Genomic DNA, 13,317 nt, shown 5'->3' with positions numbered 1-13,317 from the left:
TCGGTGCGTCGGGGCCCCCTGCTGTCATGAGCCCCTGGCATGTGCGAAGCATGTGCGAACGATGCTCCCCTCGGGGGGAGTTGAGAAAACTGTGTTTCACTTGTCTCCCTGTGGGCATGTCGACAAAACGCTGAAGTGACCTCACTGGCTGCGGTATACGAGGTGTACCCAGGTTGCAGGTGGTGCGACGATGGACGTTATGGGGGACAAGGCAACTCTGTTGGAGACAGGGCGGTTTGTGCAGCCGGCAGATCGGGACGAACCCGGCGAGGCTGCGGAAGAAGCACGCCAGCGGCTGGCCGCGGAGGCCGGCGACGTCGAGGCGATGAGCGTCCTCGGCGCCATGCTGCTGCGCCGCGGAGATCTCGACGGAGCCGAGCCCCTTCTTCGTGCTGCCACCGGAGCCGGTGACCGGGCCGCGGCCAACAACCTCGGAGTCCTGCTCCACACGCGCGGCTACGCGGAAGAGGCCGCGGGCTGGTGGCGCGTCGCCGCCGTCGCGGGCTCCGCGCCCGCCGCGCACGCCCTGGGCCGGCACTTCCGCGAGCGCGGCGACGAGCCCGCCGCCGAGTACTGGCTGCGCCAGGCCGCCGAGCACGGCCACACGCTGGGCGCGTACGCGCTCGCCGATCTCCTGGAGCACCGCAGCGACGTCGGCGCCGAGCGCTGGATGCGGGTCGCCGCCGAGCGCGGGCACCGTGAGGCCGCGTACCGGCTCGCCCGCGCGCTCGACCGGAAGGGCGGCGCCGATGTGCTCGTCTCCGGCGACGGCAAGAACCCGGCCGAGGAGGCCGAGCAGTGGTACCGGCAGGCCTCCGCGCGCGGACACCGGCGGGCAGCCCTGCACCTCGGTTCGATCCTGGAGAAGCGCGGCGAGCTGAAGGAGGCCGGGCGCTGGTACCTGACGTCCGCCAAGGACGGTGAGGCGCGCGCCGCGTGCGCCCTCGCGTTCCTGCTGCGCGACGCCGGTGACGAGGAGAGCGCGGCCGTGTGGTGGCTGCGGGCCGCCCAGGACGGTGACGGCAACGCGGCGAACGCGCTGGGCGCCCTGCATGCCGAGCGCGGCGAGACGCAGACCGCCGAGCGCTGGTACCGCGCGGCCATGGACGCGGGCGACAACAACGGCGCGTACAACCTCGGCCTGCTCTGCGCCGAGCAGCACCGCACCGCGCAGGCCGAGGGCTGGTACCGCCGCGCCGCCTACGCGGGTCACCGCGAGGCGGCCAACGCGCTGGCGGTGCTGCTCCTGCAGAACGGGGACGCGGTCGGCGCCGAGCCCTGGTTCTCCAAGGCCGCGGAGGCCGGGAGCGTCGACGCCGCATTCAACCTGGGGATCCTGTACGCGAGTCGGGACGACGAGGCGGCCGCGCTGCAGTGGTACGAGCGGGCCGCGGCCGGCGGGCACACCGAGGCGGCGCTGCAGGCCGGCATCGCGCGGCAGCGTGAGGGCGACGAGCAGGCCGCCGAGCGGCACCTGCGGTGTGCGGCCGGGGGCGGCAGCGCGGAGGCCGCGTATCGGCTCGCCTCGCTGCTCGATGTGCGGCGGCCGCCCGCGGTTCGGCACGAGCTGGGGGAGCCCGTCACCGAGAAGAGCGAGTGCGAGGAGTGGTACGAGCGGGCCGCCGAGCACGGGCACCGGCGGGCGCAGGTGCGGGTCGGGATGCTGGCCGCCGCGCGGGGCGATGTGGTGGAGGCGGCGCGGTGGTACCGGGAGGCCGCGGAGGCCGGGTCGCGCAACGGAGCGTTCAACCTTGGGCTGCTGCTCGCCCGTGAGGGGAGCGAGCCGGAGGCGGCGTTGTGGTGGACGCGGGCGGCCGATGCGGGGCACGGGCGTGCGGCGTTGCGGTTGGCGTTGCTGTGCGCGCGGCGTGGGGATCTCGCCGAGGGGCAGAAGTGGGCGTCCCGGGCGGTCGAGTTGGGCCCGGCGGAGGTTGCGGAGCGGGCGGGGCGGTTGCGGGATGCGTTGCGGCAGGAACTGTCGGCGTAGGGCTCCGCCTGACTCGACTGGGGGTTCCGGCGCACCGGGGTGTCCGGCCGCACCGGGGTGGGGGTCGATCGAAGGCGCTGCCCGCGCCGGGGTGCCGCCTTGCCCACCCTGCCGCCCTTGGCGGCAGATTGCCCAAGGCGACCGGGGTGGCGGCGGATTGCCCAAGGCGGCCGGGGTGGCGGCGGATTGCCCGAGGCGGCGTGCGGCCCCCGTGATGCCCAGGCCCCCACGCGAAGTGGTTTGCGCTGGTCGGGGGCATGACGTAAGGTTGTGAACACAACGGCGCGGGGTGGAGCAGCTCGGTAGCTCGCTGGGCTCATAACCCAGAGGTCGCAGGTTCAAATCCTGTCCCCGCTACTGAAAGTCCGAGGCCCGGATCCTTCAAGGATCCGGGCCTCGGCGTTTTCACGGCTTGTGGCCGACCGCCTCCTCGTACAGCTTCCTGTTCACCGTCTTCGACTCCGGCAGCGGATCGCCCTCGGAGACGCCCGCCGCCTTGTACGCGGCCTGCAGCCGGTCCGTCGTGCCGGAGCGGATCTCCCAGTCCATCCGCAGGGACGGTGTCTCCTCCAGGACCTTCTTGTCCGTCTTCAGGAGGCGGGCCAGTTCGGCCACGAAGGCGGGGTCCTTCTTGTAGTCGTCCCTGAAGTACGTGTTCACGGTCCGGATGTACGCGCGCAGGAACGCGACGCCCGCGTCCGGGTCCTTGTTGAGCAGGTTCGGCCCGTACAGGAGGCCGCCGAGCGGCTCGCCCTGAGGCTGGCCGCCGAGGAACGCGTAGCGCTTGTCGCCGTCGACCTTGCGCCAGATCGGGTCGAGGAGCCAGGCCGAGTCGACCCCGCCGTTCTGAAGGCCGGTCAACACGTCGGCCGAGCCGAGCTGTTGGAACTGGATCTTGCTCAGGCCGCCTTCGTGCTTCTTCAGGGCGATGTTCATCGGGTACGAGGCGACCGAGCCCTTGCCGATCAGCGTGCCCATCTTCTTGCCCGCCATCCGGACCTGGGACGCGCTCTGCCCCTTCTTGAGGCGCACCCACAGCCCGCTCTTGGACTTGGGGTCGGGGGAGAAGTTGCCGGACACCCACTTGATGTCGAAGCCGCCGAGGATGCCGTTCATGACCGCCGCCTCCGGGGCGGCCCACTGGGCGTCGATCTCGCCCTTGGCGAGGAGGGGCAGTGCGTCGGGCGTGGGGAGGACCTTCAGCTTCACATCCAGGCCCTCCTTCTTGAACTCGCCCTTCTTGACGGCCATTTCGAGCGGGGCCACGTACTCGGCGCTCAGCGTGCCCGTCGCGATCGTCAGCTTGCGCGGCTTGCTGAGCTTGACCGGGGCGGGCGCGCCCTTGTCGCAGCGGGCCGGCTTCCGGTCGGGGGAGCGGTCCGCCGGATCCGTCCAGGAGCCCTTGCCGCAGCCCGCGACCGCCTTGATCGCGCGGGGCTTCGCGGCGGCGTCGGACGGGGTGTCGGTCTTGGCGCAGGACGTCGTGCCGAGCAACAGGGCGCCGGCCGCGAGCAGGGTCGTACCCACGTATCTGGTGCGCATGGAGCCTCCGTACAGAAGGGCTGAGAAGAGGAGTCAGGACTGGCCGCGGCCCCGGTCGCGCGGGGCCCAGGGGGTGAGGAACCGGCCTGCCAGGCGCACCAGTTCGGAGAAGAGGACGCCGAGGGCGGCGACGCAGACGATGCCGACGAACATCACGTCGTTCTGGAAGAGGGCGCGGGCGTCGAAGATCAGATGGCCCAGGCCGTCGTTCGCGGCGATCTGCTCCGAGGCGACGATGACCAGGACCGCGACGCCCGCCGCGATGCGCGCGCCCACCAGGACGGCGGGGAGCGAGGCGGGCAGCAGGATGTGCCGGAACATCTGCCAGGGGGACGCGCCGAAGACCTGGCCGGCGTCCCGGTGGCCGGTGGGGACGGAGATGACCGCCGCCATGGTCGAGATCCATACGAAGAAGAAGACGGTCGCCGCGACGAGTGCGATCTGCGGCCCCTCGCCGAGCCCGAACATGTTCAGGAAGATCGGGAGGAGGGCCAGCTTCGGGACGACGTAGAGGGCGTCGAGGAGGGGTTCGAGTGCCGCGCGGACCAGGGAGATCGAGCCCATGAGGAGGCCGAGGAGGTAGCCCGACACCGTGCCGATGACGTAGCCGGCGAGGACCCGCTTCAGGGTGGCCCAGACGTCCGGCCACAGTTCGCCGTCGGCCGCGCGCTGCCAGCCGTCGGCGAGGATCGTGGACGGGGCCGGGTAGATGCGCTCGTCGATCCAGGACTGGGAGGCCGCGAGCTGCCAGAGCAGGATCAGGACCACGGGGACCGCGATCGCGAGGGAGAGTTCGAGGGCGCGGCGTTTGCGCCGGGCGCGGGTGGGGTGGAGCTCCTGGGGGCCAGGCGCGCGGACCAGAAGGTCGTCGTCCGTGGCCTTGGTCGGAATCAGGTTGGTCATGGGCGCAGCCCATTCGTCGAAAGGGCGGTGGTGGGTGACGGGAGGGCACTCATGCCGGGACCGCCTCCTGGTGCACCTCGCCGCGCAGCAGATCCCACAACTCGCCCTTCAGGGACGTGAATTCGGGGGTGTCGCGGATGTCTCCGGTGCGCGGGCGCTCGAACGGCGGCCTGCGCTCGGCGATCACGCGGCCGGGGCGGGCCGACATCACGAGGACCCGGTCGCCGAGGACGATCGCCTCCTCCAGGCTGTGCGTGATGAAGAGCGTGGTGGTCTGCGTCGTCTGCGTGAGCGCCAGCAGCTCGTCCTGGAGGATCGTGCGGAGCTGGGCGTCGAGGGCCGCGAAGGGCTCGTCCATGAGGAGGATCTCCGGCTCCACCGCCAGCGCCCGCGCGATCGCGACGCGCTGGCGCATGCCGCCGGAGAGGGCGGACGGGTAGGCGTCGGCGAAGTCGGCGAGGCCCATCCGGGCGAGCCAGTCGCGGGCGCGGGCGTTCGCCTCCTTGCGCGGGGTCTTCTGGATGTCGAGGCCGAAGCGGACGTTGGCCAGGACGGTCTTCCAGTCGTAGATCCCGTAGTCCTGGAAGATCATCGCGGCGGGGCGGGGGCTGCCGGTGCGGATCTCCAGGGTGCCGCCGGAGGGGCGGGTGAGGCCCGCGGCTATCCGGAGCAGGGTGGACTTCCCGCAGCCCGAGGGGCCGACCACGCAGACGAACTCGCCGGGGGTGACCGTCAGGTCGAGCGGGCCGAGGGCGTGCGTGCTGCCGAAAGTCCTGGTGAGTGCGCGGGCTTGGAGCTTGGGATGCATGGGCCCTCCGGGGTGCGGCGGATTCTCGTGGGCGACCGCGAGAATATGACGACCCGTCAGATTGCGGAAGGGGGTGCGTGGCCCATGCATGGTGAGGGTGCAACGCAAAAGGCCCGCACCTCGCGGTGCGGGCCTTTCGGAGTTGAGGGTGCCGGGTGAGGGGCTACACCTTCGCGGCGCAGTTCGGGCACAGTCCCCGGTAGGTGACCTCGACGTCCGAGATCGTGAAGCCGAAGCGCTCGTCGGACGGCAGGGCCGTCAACGGATTGCCCGTCGGGTGCACGTCGCGGATCTGGCCGCACAGGTCGCAGACCAGGTGCTGGTGCGGGCGGTGCGCGTTCGGGTCGTAGCGCTTGGCGCGCTTGTCCGTCGCGACCTCGATCACCTCGCCGAGCGAGACCATCTCACCCAGCGTGTTGTAAACGGTGGCCCGTGAGATCTCCGGCAGCTTCGCCGTCGCGCGCGCATGCACCTCGTCAGCGGTGAGGTGGACATGGTCCCCGTCGAGGACCTCGGCCACGACGCGCCGCTGCGCGGTCATCCGCCAGCCGCGTCCGCGCAGCCGTTCCAACAGGTCACTCATAAGGGCCAGCCTAACAGTCGGGGGCTCTGGGCCCCGATTGGATGTGACTTTGGAGCTTTCCTTGACTTAGACATTGTCCATTGTAGGATCAGGCTCGGCTATAGCCAAGCGACAGGACGACTCGGGAAGGGCACCCAATGTCCGAGAATCACCAAGAATTTGTCACGGACCCCAACGCGGAGGCGGGCGGTTGTCCGGTCGCGCACGGCCGAGCGGCGCACCCGACGCAGGGTGGCGGCAACCGCCAGTGGTGGCCTGAGAGCCTCAACCTGAAGATCCTTGCGAAGAACCCGGCCGTGGCGAACCCGCTGGGTGAGGAGTTCGACTACGCCGAGGCGTTCAACTCCCTGGACCTCCCGGCCGTGAAGCGCGACATCGCCGAGGTCCTGACCACTTCCAAGGACTGGTGGCCGGCCGACTTCGGTCACTACGGCCCGCTGATGATCCGGATGGCCTGGCACTCCGCCGGTACGTACCGGATCAGCGACGGCCGCGGTGGTGCGGGCGCGGGTCAGCAGCGCTTCGCCCCGCTCAACAGCTGGCCGGACAACGGGAACCTGGACAAGGCCCGCCGGCTGCTCTGGCCCGTGAAGAAGAAGTACGGGCAGAGCATTTCCTGGGCCGACCTTCTGATCCTCACCGGCAATGTCGCCCTGGAGACCATGGGCTTCGAGACCTTCGGCTTCGCCGGCGGCCGCGCCGACGTGTGGGAGCCGGACGAGGACGTCTACTGGGGCCCCGAGCAGGTCTGGCTCGACGACAAGCGCTACACGGGCGACCGCGACCTCGAGGACCCGCTCGGCGCGGTCCAGATGGGTCTCATCTACGTCAACCCCGAGGGTCCCAACGGGAACCCGGACCCGATCGCCGCGGCCCGCGACATCCGTGAGACGTTCCGCCGCATGGCGATGAACGACGAGGAGACCGTCGCCCTCATCGCCGGTGGCCACACCTTCGGCAAGACGCACGGCGCGGGTGACGCGGACCTCGTCGGCGCCGAGCCCGAGGGCGCGCCCATGCAGCAGATGGGCCTCGGCTGGAAGTCCGGCTACGGCAAGGGCAAGGGCCGCGACGCCATCACCTCCGGCCTCGAGGTGACCTGGACCGAGACGCCCACCCAGTGGAGCAACTACTTCTTCAAGAACCTCTTCGAGTACGAGTACGAGCTCACGCAGTCCCCGGCCGGCGCCAACCAGTGGGTGGCGAAGAACGCCGAGGCGATCATCCCGGACCCCGAGGACTCCTCGGTCAAGCGTCTGCCCACGATGCTCACCACGGACCTCTCGCTGAAGTTCGACCCCATCTACGAGCCGATCTCGCGGCGCTTCTACGAGAACCCGGAGGAATTCGCGGACGCCTTCGCGCGCGCCTGGTACAAGCTGACGCACCGCGACCTGGGCCCGGTCGTCCGTTACCTCGGCCCGGAGGTCCCCTCCGAGGAGCTGCTCTGGCAGGACCCGCTGCCGGCGCGCGAGGGCGAGCTCATCGACGCCTCCGACATCGCGACGCTCAAGCAGCAGGTGCTCGCCTCCGAGCTCACGGTCCCGCAGCTGGTGTCCGCGGCCTGGGCTTCCGCCTCCTCCTTCCGCGGCGGCGACAAGCGCGGCGGTGCCAACGGCGCCCGGATCCGCCTCGAGCCGCAGCGCGGCTGGGAGGTCAACAACCCGGAGAGCCTCGCGCAGGTGCTCCGTGTGCTGGAGGGCATCCAGGAGTCCTTCAACGCCGCGGGCGGCAAGAAGGTCTCCCTGGCCGACCTGATCGTGCTCGCGGGCTCCGCGGCCGTCGAGCAGGCCGCCAAGGACGGCGGCGTCGAGGTCGAGGTGCCGTTCACGGCGGGCCGTGTCGACGCCTCGCAGGAGCAGACGGACATCGAGTCCTTCTCGGCCCTCGAGCCGAAGGCCGACGGCTTCCGCAACTACGTGGGCAAGGCCAACCGCCTCCCGGCGGAGTTCCTGCTCACCGACAAGGCGAACCTGCTGACCCTCAGCGCGCCCGAGATGACCGTCCTCGTCGGCGGCCTGCGCGTCATCGGGATCAACACGGGCGGGTCGAAGCACGGTGTCCTGACCGACCGTCCGGGCACGCTGAGCAACGACTTCTTCGTCAACATCACGGACATCGACACCCAGTGGGAGTCGACGTCGTCCGCGCAGGACGAGTTCGAGGGCCGCGACGCCTCGGGGCAGGTCAAGTGGACCGGCACCCGCGCCGACCTGGTCTTCGGTGCCAACTCCGAGCTGCGCGCGCTCTCCGAGGTGTACGCGAGCGACGACGCCAAGGAGAAGTTCGTGAAGGACTTCGTCGCGGCGTGGGCCAAGGTCATGGACCTCGACCGGTTCGACGTGCGCTGATCGAGAAGCGTTGAGCAAAGAGGGCCGGCTCCCTTCGGGGAACCGGCCCTCTCTGTCGTATCGGACCCGTCGTGTTCGACCCGTCGTGTCCGGGCATCCTGCCCGGACGCCGTGTCTATGCCGGGAGCGGAGCGGGCTGTTGGCGGGCCGGGGCCCAGCGGCGGATGATGTCGCGGACCGAGACGATGCCGACCGGCTCCTGCCCGTCGAGCACGATGAGATGCCGGAAGCCGCCGTGCGCCATGGCGGCCGCGGCCTCCTCCACGGTCCACGACGGGGACGCGAAGACGACGTCCGTGGTGGTGTGGGTGCCTGCGGTCTCCAGGTCCGGATCCTGGTTCTGCCCCAGGGCGTTGAGGATGTCGCGCTCGGTCAGGATCCCGACGCCGCAGCCGTCCGGATCGAGGACGACGGCGGCGCCGACGTGCCGCGCGGACATCAGCCGGGCCGCCTGGCGCAGGGTGTGGTTGGGGCCGATGGTGAGGACCATCGTGCTCATGGCGTCACGGACGAGCATGGATGGAGCCACCTTCCTGTGTGAGGCACTTGTGGCGTCGGTCCCGTACGGAACGAGAAACGGTTCACAAGTTCACAAGTGGGGGGACTCTCAGAGTTGCAGGTAAAGGGAGTGCCAACAAGGGGGCGCGAGAGGTGAGTTCAGGCGCGCGAGGAGCTCAACCCGCGCCGGCCCCGCATCACACCGAAGCGCGCAGATAGCTCAGCAGTTGGTCGTGGAGCAGGCCGTTCGAGGCCGCCGCGTTGCCACTGTGCGGGCCGGGGCGTCCGTCGAGCCCGGTGTAGCTGCCGCCCGCCTCGGAGACGACGATCGCGGGCGCCGCCATGTCCCACAGCGAGAGCTCCGGTTCGGCGCACATGTCGATCGATCCCTCGGCGACCATCATGTACGGCCAGAAGTCCCCGTAGCCGCGCGTGCGCCACACGGCCCGCGTCAGGTCGAGGAAGCCGTCGAGCCTGCCCTGCTCCTCCCAGCCGGTCAGCGAGGAGTACGCGAACGAGGCGTCCTCCAGGCGGCCCACCTTGGAGGCGTGGATGCGCGACGCGGAGGTCAGGCTGCGGCCCGTGTACGCGCCCGCTCCCTTCGCCGCCCACCAGCGGCGCTGCAGTGCCGGGGCGGAGACGACGCCGACGACCGGCTGGTAGCCGCCCTCGCCGGCCTCCATCAGAGAGATCAGCGTCGCCCAGACAGGGACGCCGCGCACATAGTTCTTGGTCCCGTCGATCGGGTCGATGACCCAGCGGCGCGGGCCCGTGCCCTGGATCCCGTACTCCTCGCCCAAGATCGCGTCACGCGGCCGTGCCCGTTGGAGATTGCCGCGGATCAACTCCTCGGCGGCCTTGTCAGCCTCGCTCACCGGAGTCATGTCCGGCTTGGTCTCCACCTTCAGGTCGAGAGCCTTGAACCGGTCCATCGTCGCGGCATCGGCGACGTCCGCGAGGACGTGGGCGAGCCGCAGATCATCTTGGTAGTCGGGCATGAGTGAACAGTATCGATCGTGGTACGCCGACTGCTACAGGGACCGATCCGACGCCGGGCCCTGTGCGCTCGACGTGGGGGATTGACACCGCGTACGAGCGCGTCAACTCTGGCCACACAGGCCTGACGAAACCCGGCGAACCGGGGAGGCGACGATGCCTGCAGCGCGGGAGTCCCTACTGGAAGCGGCCTACACGGCGCTCGGTCGGCGGCCGTGGGGCGGGGTACGGATGGTCGACGTGGCAGCGCTCGCCGGGGTCTCCCGGCAGACCCTCTACAACGAGTTCGGCAGCAAGGAAGGGCTCGCGCGCGCCCTCGTACGCCGCGAGGCCGATGCCTATCTCGCGGGCGTGGACCGGGCGTTGAAGGAGGGCGGGCTCGACGGGGTGGCCGAGTGGACCGTCGCCAGTGCGCGGCGCAACCCGCTGGTGCGGGCCGCGCTCACCGGGTGCTGGAGCGAGCGCCTGCCCGCGCCGACGCTGTCCGCGGTGCCGTCCTCCTCGTCCGTGCCGGCCCAGCGCAGAGCGGACGGGCCGCTGCCGGCGCCCGGCGACCTCGTGGTCGCGGTGCGGGACCGGAGCGTGGCCGCGCTCGGGGTGCCGGGTGTGGCGAAGGGCGAGATGGAGGTGCTGGCGCGGGACTGCGAGGTGGCGGTGCGGCTCGCGCTGTCGTGTGTGATGGCGCCGCCGGGGGAGGGCGGGGTCGCGCGGATGGTGCGCGAGGTCCTGCGGCGGTAGCGCGGACGTTCAGTGTGCCGGTGGAGCGGACGCGTCAGTTGGCGCGGACGCGTCAGTGCGCCGAGCCCGACAGCTGCAGGCCGATCACGCCCGCGATCACCAGGCTGATCGAGACGATCTTGAGGACCGAGACCATGTCGCCGAGGAAGACCATGCCGTAGATCGCCGTGCCCGCCGCGCCGATGCCCGTCCACACCGCGTAGGCAGGACCCACGTCGAGCTTCTTCAGGGAGAGCGTGAGGAGTCCGAAGCTGCCGAGGGCGAACGCGGCGAACGCGATCGTCGGCCACAGCCGGGTGAAGCCGTGGGAGAGCTTCAGGCAGACGGCGAATCCGGTCTCCAGGATCCCCGCGACGACGACCAGCAGCCACGCCATGTCCTTGTGCCTCCCGCGTTCCACTGATCTCTGACTGATCTCTGAATGTCTGTGATCTTGCGTCCGGCTTGGTGCGATTATGCCCTTACCTGTGTGGCGCGGCAGCAAACAAGCGCGAGCTCAGTCGCCCTCCCGGCGCTCCCGTGTCGCGAGGAGGCGGCGCAGCGAGTACAGCCGGGCCGGATCCGCGTGCCCCTCCTCCACGTAGGCGTCCAGGGCGCAGTCGGGCTCGTCGTGGCTGCACGCGCGCGGGCAGTTCTCCGTGCCCGGCACCAGGTCCGGGAAGGCGTTGATGACGCGCGACGGGTCCACGTGGTGCAGGCCGAACGACCGCACGCCGGGCGTGTCGATCACCCAGCCCGCGTCCCCCGACAACGGCAGCGCGAGCGCCGACGTCGTCGTGTGCCTGCCGCGCCCGGTCACCGCGTTGACATGCCCCGTCGTACGCCGCTGATCGTCCGGCACCAGGGCGTTGACCAGCGTCGTCTTTCCGACACCGGAGTGGCCGACGAACGCCGTGATCTTCCCGTCGAGCTGCTCGCGCACCCGCTCCACTGCCGTGCCGTCCTCCAGCTCCGCGCGGCTGGTGACGACGTACGGGATGTCGAGCGCCCCGTACAGGTCGAGCATCTTGTCCGGCGGGGCCAGGTCCGACTTCGTCAGGACGAGGAGCGGGGTGAGCCCGCCGTCGAACGCCGCCACCAGGCAGCGGTCGATCATGCGCGGGCGCGGCTCGGGGTCGGCGAGCGCGGTGACGATGGCGAGCTGGTCGGCATTGGCGACGACCACCCGCTCGTACGGGTCGTCGTCGTCCGCCGTGCGGCGCAGCAGGGAGCTGCGGCCCTCGATGCGGACGATGCGCGCGAGGGTGTCCTTCTTGCCGGACAGATCGCCGACGACGGAGACCCGGTCGCCCACGACCGCCGCCTTGCGGCCCAGCTCGCGGGCCTTCATCGCGGTCACGGGGACGTCGTCGATGAGGACGGTGAGCCGGCCGCGGTCGACCGTGAGGACCATGCCCTCGGCCGCGTCCTCGTGCTTGGGACGGATGTTGCTCCGCGGCCGGTTGCCCTTGCGGTTCGGGCGCTGCCGGATGTCGTCCTCGTCGGTGTGCTTGCCGTAGCGGCGCATCGCGATGTGCCCCTACGCCCGGTCGGTCCCGAGCATCGCGGCCCACATGTCGGGGAAGTCCGGCAGCGTCTTCGCGGTGGTCGCCACGTTCTCGATCTGTACGTCCTTGACCGCGAGGCCGATGATCGCGCCCGCGGTGGCCATGCGGTGGTCGTCGTACGTGTGGAAGATCCCGCCGTGCAGCGCCCGCGGGCGGATGTGCAGACCGTCGGCGGTCTCCGTCACGTCACCGCCCAGCTCGTTGATCTCCTTGGTGAGCGCGGCAAGGCGGTCTGTCTCGTGCAGGCGCAGGTGGGCGACGCCGCGCAGGGTGGACGGGGAGTCGGCCAGGGCGGCCACAGCGGCGATGCCGGGGGTCAGCTCGCCGACCTCGCTCAGGTCGACGTCGATGCCGTGGATCGACCCCGACCCGGTGAACTCGAGCCCGCGCTCGGTCAGTTCACAGCCGCCGCCCATCTGCGTGAAGATGTCGCGCAGCGCGTCGCCGGGCTGCGTGGTGTGCTCCGGCCAGTCGGGGATCGTCACCTTGCCGCCGGTGACCAGGGCCGCGGCCAGGAACGGCTGGGCGTTCGAGAGGTCCGGCTCGATGGTGATGTCCCGGCCGAGCAGGGCGCCGGGGGTGACCCGCCACACGTTCGCCTCGCCGCCCGACTCCGGGGTGTCCACCTGGGCGCCGACCGCGCGCAGCATGTCGACCGTCATACGGATGTGCGGCATGGAGGGGAGCGCCGAGCCCGTGTGCCGGACCTCGACTCCCTGGTTGAAGCGCGGGCCCGACAGCAGCAGGGCCGAGACGAACTGGGACGAGGACGAGGCGTCGATCTCGACCGGGCCACCCTCCAGGGCGCCTCCGCCGTGCACCGTCAGGGGCAGCGCGCCGGGGCTCCCGACAGTGCGGTCGTCGATCCGGGCGCCGAGCGCGCGCAGCGCGTCGATCACGCCGTGCAGTGGACGCTCGTACGAACGGGGGTCGCCGTCGAAGCGGATCGGACCGTCGGCGAGCGAGGCGACCGGCGGCAGGAAGCGCATCACGGTGCCCGCGTTGCCGACGTCGACCGTGGCGGGCCCCTGGAGGCCGGACGGGATGACGCGCCACGCCTCACCGGACCCGTCGGGGCCCCCCGCGACGGAGGAGCTCGAAGACACCGTTTCCTCGATGCCCACACCCATCTCGCGCAGCGCGGCCGCCATCAGCAGCGTGTCGCGGGAGCGCAGCGGGCGGCGCAGCCAGCCCGGCTCCGCGGCGAGCGCGGCGAGCACGAGCGCCCGGTTGGTGACGGATTTGGACCCCGGCACCTGAACAGTCGCGTCGACGGCTCCGCTCGCGAGAGGGGCGGGCCAGAGGGCGGTGTGGGCCGGGTTCGTGGTCATGCCCCAACTCTAGTCGGCCCCCGGGAAGGCACC

The 13,317-nt window shown here is 70.9% G+C and carries 12 protein-coding genes and 1 tRNA gene; 4 read left to right on the top strand and 9 right to left on the bottom strand.

Annotated features, from left to right (window positions below; genetic code table 11):
- The first annotated feature begins 190 nt into the window (after nucleotides 1-190).
- The gene (locus ACOKM3_RS16455) at nucleotides 191-1,987 is read left to right on the top strand and encodes a tetratricopeptide repeat protein (RefSeq protein WP_426901184.1); all 1,797 of its coding nucleotides are present in this window, start codon (nucleotides 191-193) and stop codon (nucleotides 1,985-1,987) included.
- Nucleotides 1,988-2,270: 283 nt separating this feature from the next.
- A tRNA-Met gene (locus tag ACOKM3_RS16450) sits at nucleotides 2,271-2,344 on the top strand.
- Nucleotides 2,345-2,392: 48 nt separating this feature from the next.
- Here the strand turns inward: ACOKM3_RS16450 and ACOKM3_RS16445 are convergent.
- The 4 genes from ACOKM3_RS16445 to ACOKM3_RS16430 form a co-directional block, all read right to left on the bottom strand.
- Nucleotides 2,393-3,529 carry an ABC transporter substrate-binding protein gene (locus tag ACOKM3_RS16445; protein ID WP_426901182.1) on the bottom strand — a complete coding sequence of 379 codons (1,137 nt, stop codon included), beginning with the start codon at nucleotides 3,527-3,529 and terminating at the stop codon, nucleotides 2,393-2,395.
- Between the two features lie 33 nt (nucleotides 3,530-3,562).
- The gene (locus tag ACOKM3_RS16440; RefSeq protein WP_426901180.1) at nucleotides 3,563-4,432 is read right to left on the bottom strand and encodes an ABC transporter permease; all 870 of its coding nucleotides are present in this window, start codon (nucleotides 4,430-4,432) and stop codon (nucleotides 3,563-3,565) included.
- A 49-nt stretch (nucleotides 4,433-4,481) separates the two neighbouring features.
- Complete coding sequence (locus ACOKM3_RS16435; RefSeq protein WP_426901178.1) at nucleotides 4,482-5,240, bottom strand: ABC transporter ATP-binding protein; 759 nt, start codon at nucleotides 5,238-5,240, stop codon at nucleotides 4,482-4,484.
- 163 nt (nucleotides 5,241-5,403) lie between these two features.
- Entirely contained in the window at nucleotides 5,404-5,823 is a 420-nt protein-coding gene (locus ACOKM3_RS16430; RefSeq protein WP_426901176.1) for a Fur family transcriptional regulator, read from the bottom strand.
- Nucleotides 5,824-5,960: 137 nt separating this feature from the next.
- Between ACOKM3_RS16430 and katG the strand changes: the two genes are divergently transcribed.
- Entirely contained in the window at nucleotides 5,961-8,174 is a 2,214-nt protein-coding gene (katG, locus tag ACOKM3_RS16425) for a catalase/peroxidase HPI (RefSeq protein WP_426901174.1), read from the top strand.
- A 115-nt stretch (nucleotides 8,175-8,289) separates the two neighbouring features.
- Here katG and ACOKM3_RS16420 read toward each other — a convergent pair whose 3' ends face one another.
- Together ACOKM3_RS16420 and hisN are read right to left on the bottom strand one after the other, a co-directional pair.
- Nucleotides 8,290-8,691, bottom strand: a complete 402-nt coding sequence (locus ACOKM3_RS16420) for a CBS domain-containing protein (RefSeq protein ID WP_426901172.1) — start codon at nucleotides 8,689-8,691, stop codon at nucleotides 8,290-8,292.
- Nucleotides 8,692-8,869: 178 nt separating this feature from the next.
- Nucleotides 8,870-9,670, bottom strand: a complete 801-nt coding sequence (gene hisN, locus ACOKM3_RS16415) for a histidinol-phosphatase (protein WP_426901171.1) — start codon at nucleotides 9,668-9,670, stop codon at nucleotides 8,870-8,872.
- Nucleotides 9,671-9,824: 154 nt separating this feature from the next.
- Between hisN and ACOKM3_RS16410 the strand changes: the two genes are divergently transcribed.
- A complete protein-coding gene (locus tag ACOKM3_RS16410; protein ID WP_426901170.1) occupies nucleotides 9,825-10,406 on the top strand; it encodes a TetR/AcrR family transcriptional regulator in 582 nt (193 codons plus the stop codon).
- 52 nt (nucleotides 10,407-10,458) lie between these two features.
- On the opposite strand, the gene ACOKM3_RS16405 is transcribed toward ACOKM3_RS16410, so the two are convergent.
- The 3 genes from ACOKM3_RS16405 to aroA form a co-directional block, all read right to left on the bottom strand.
- Nucleotides 10,459-10,782, bottom strand: a complete 324-nt coding sequence (locus tag ACOKM3_RS16405; protein WP_426901168.1) for a DMT family transporter — start codon at nucleotides 10,780-10,782, stop codon at nucleotides 10,459-10,461.
- Nucleotides 10,783-10,902: 120 nt separating this feature from the next.
- On the bottom strand, nucleotides 10,903-11,913 hold the full coding sequence (rsgA, locus tag ACOKM3_RS16400) for a ribosome small subunit-dependent GTPase A (protein WP_426901166.1): 1,011 nt from the start codon (nucleotides 11,911-11,913) through the stop codon (nucleotides 10,903-10,905).
- A 12-nt stretch (nucleotides 11,914-11,925) separates the two neighbouring features.
- Nucleotides 11,926-13,284: a 3-phosphoshikimate 1-carboxyvinyltransferase gene (gene aroA, locus ACOKM3_RS16395; protein WP_426901165.1), complete on the bottom strand. Its 1,359-nt coding sequence runs from the start codon at nucleotides 13,282-13,284 to the stop codon at nucleotides 11,926-11,928.
- Nucleotides 13,285-13,317: the final 33 nt, after the last annotated feature.

This window comes from Streptomyces nidicola, from assembly GCF_050106155.1.
Taxonomy (GTDB): Bacteria; Actinomycetota; Actinomycetes; order Streptomycetales; family Streptomycetaceae; genus Streptomyces.
This window is presented reverse-complemented; position numbering and strand designations above follow the sequence as displayed.

Bases quoted from the DNA above. Each gene is read 5' to 3' on its own strand.
- ACOKM3_RS16455 (WP_426901184.1), top strand. From the start codon at position 191: ATGGACGTTATGGGGGACAAGGCAACTCTGTTGGAGACAGGGCGGTTT.
- ACOKM3_RS16445 (WP_426901182.1), bottom strand. From the start codon at position 3,529: ATGCGCACCAGATACGTGGGTACGACCCTGCTCGCGGCCGGCGCCCTG.
- ACOKM3_RS16440 (WP_426901180.1), bottom strand. From the start codon at position 4,432: ATGACCAACCTGATTCCGACCAAGGCCACGGACGACGACCTTCTGGTC.
- ACOKM3_RS16435 (WP_426901178.1), bottom strand. From the start codon at position 5,240: ATGCATCCCAAGCTCCAAGCCCGCGCACTCACCAGGACTTTCGGCAGC.
- ACOKM3_RS16430 (WP_426901176.1), bottom strand. From the start codon at position 5,823: ATGAGTGACCTGTTGGAACGGCTGCGCGGACGCGGCTGGCGGATGACC.
- katG (WP_426901174.1), top strand. From the start codon at position 5,961: ATGTCCGAGAATCACCAAGAATTTGTCACGGACCCCAACGCGGAGGCG.
- ACOKM3_RS16420 (WP_426901172.1), bottom strand. From the start codon at position 8,691: ATGCTCGTCCGTGACGCCATGAGCACGATGGTCCTCACCATCGGCCCC.
- hisN (WP_426901171.1), bottom strand. From the start codon at position 9,670: ATGCCCGACTACCAAGATGATCTGCGGCTCGCCCACGTCCTCGCGGAC.
- ACOKM3_RS16410 (WP_426901170.1), top strand. From the start codon at position 9,825: ATGCCTGCAGCGCGGGAGTCCCTACTGGAAGCGGCCTACACGGCGCTC.
- ACOKM3_RS16405 (WP_426901168.1), bottom strand. From the start codon at position 10,782: ATGGCGTGGCTGCTGGTCGTCGTCGCGGGGATCCTGGAGACCGGATTC.
- rsgA (WP_426901166.1), bottom strand. From the start codon at position 11,913: ATGCGCCGCTACGGCAAGCACACCGACGAGGACGACATCCGGCAGCGC.
- aroA (WP_426901165.1), bottom strand. From the start codon at position 13,284: ATGACCACGAACCCGGCCCACACCGCCCTCTGGCCCGCCCCTCTCGCG.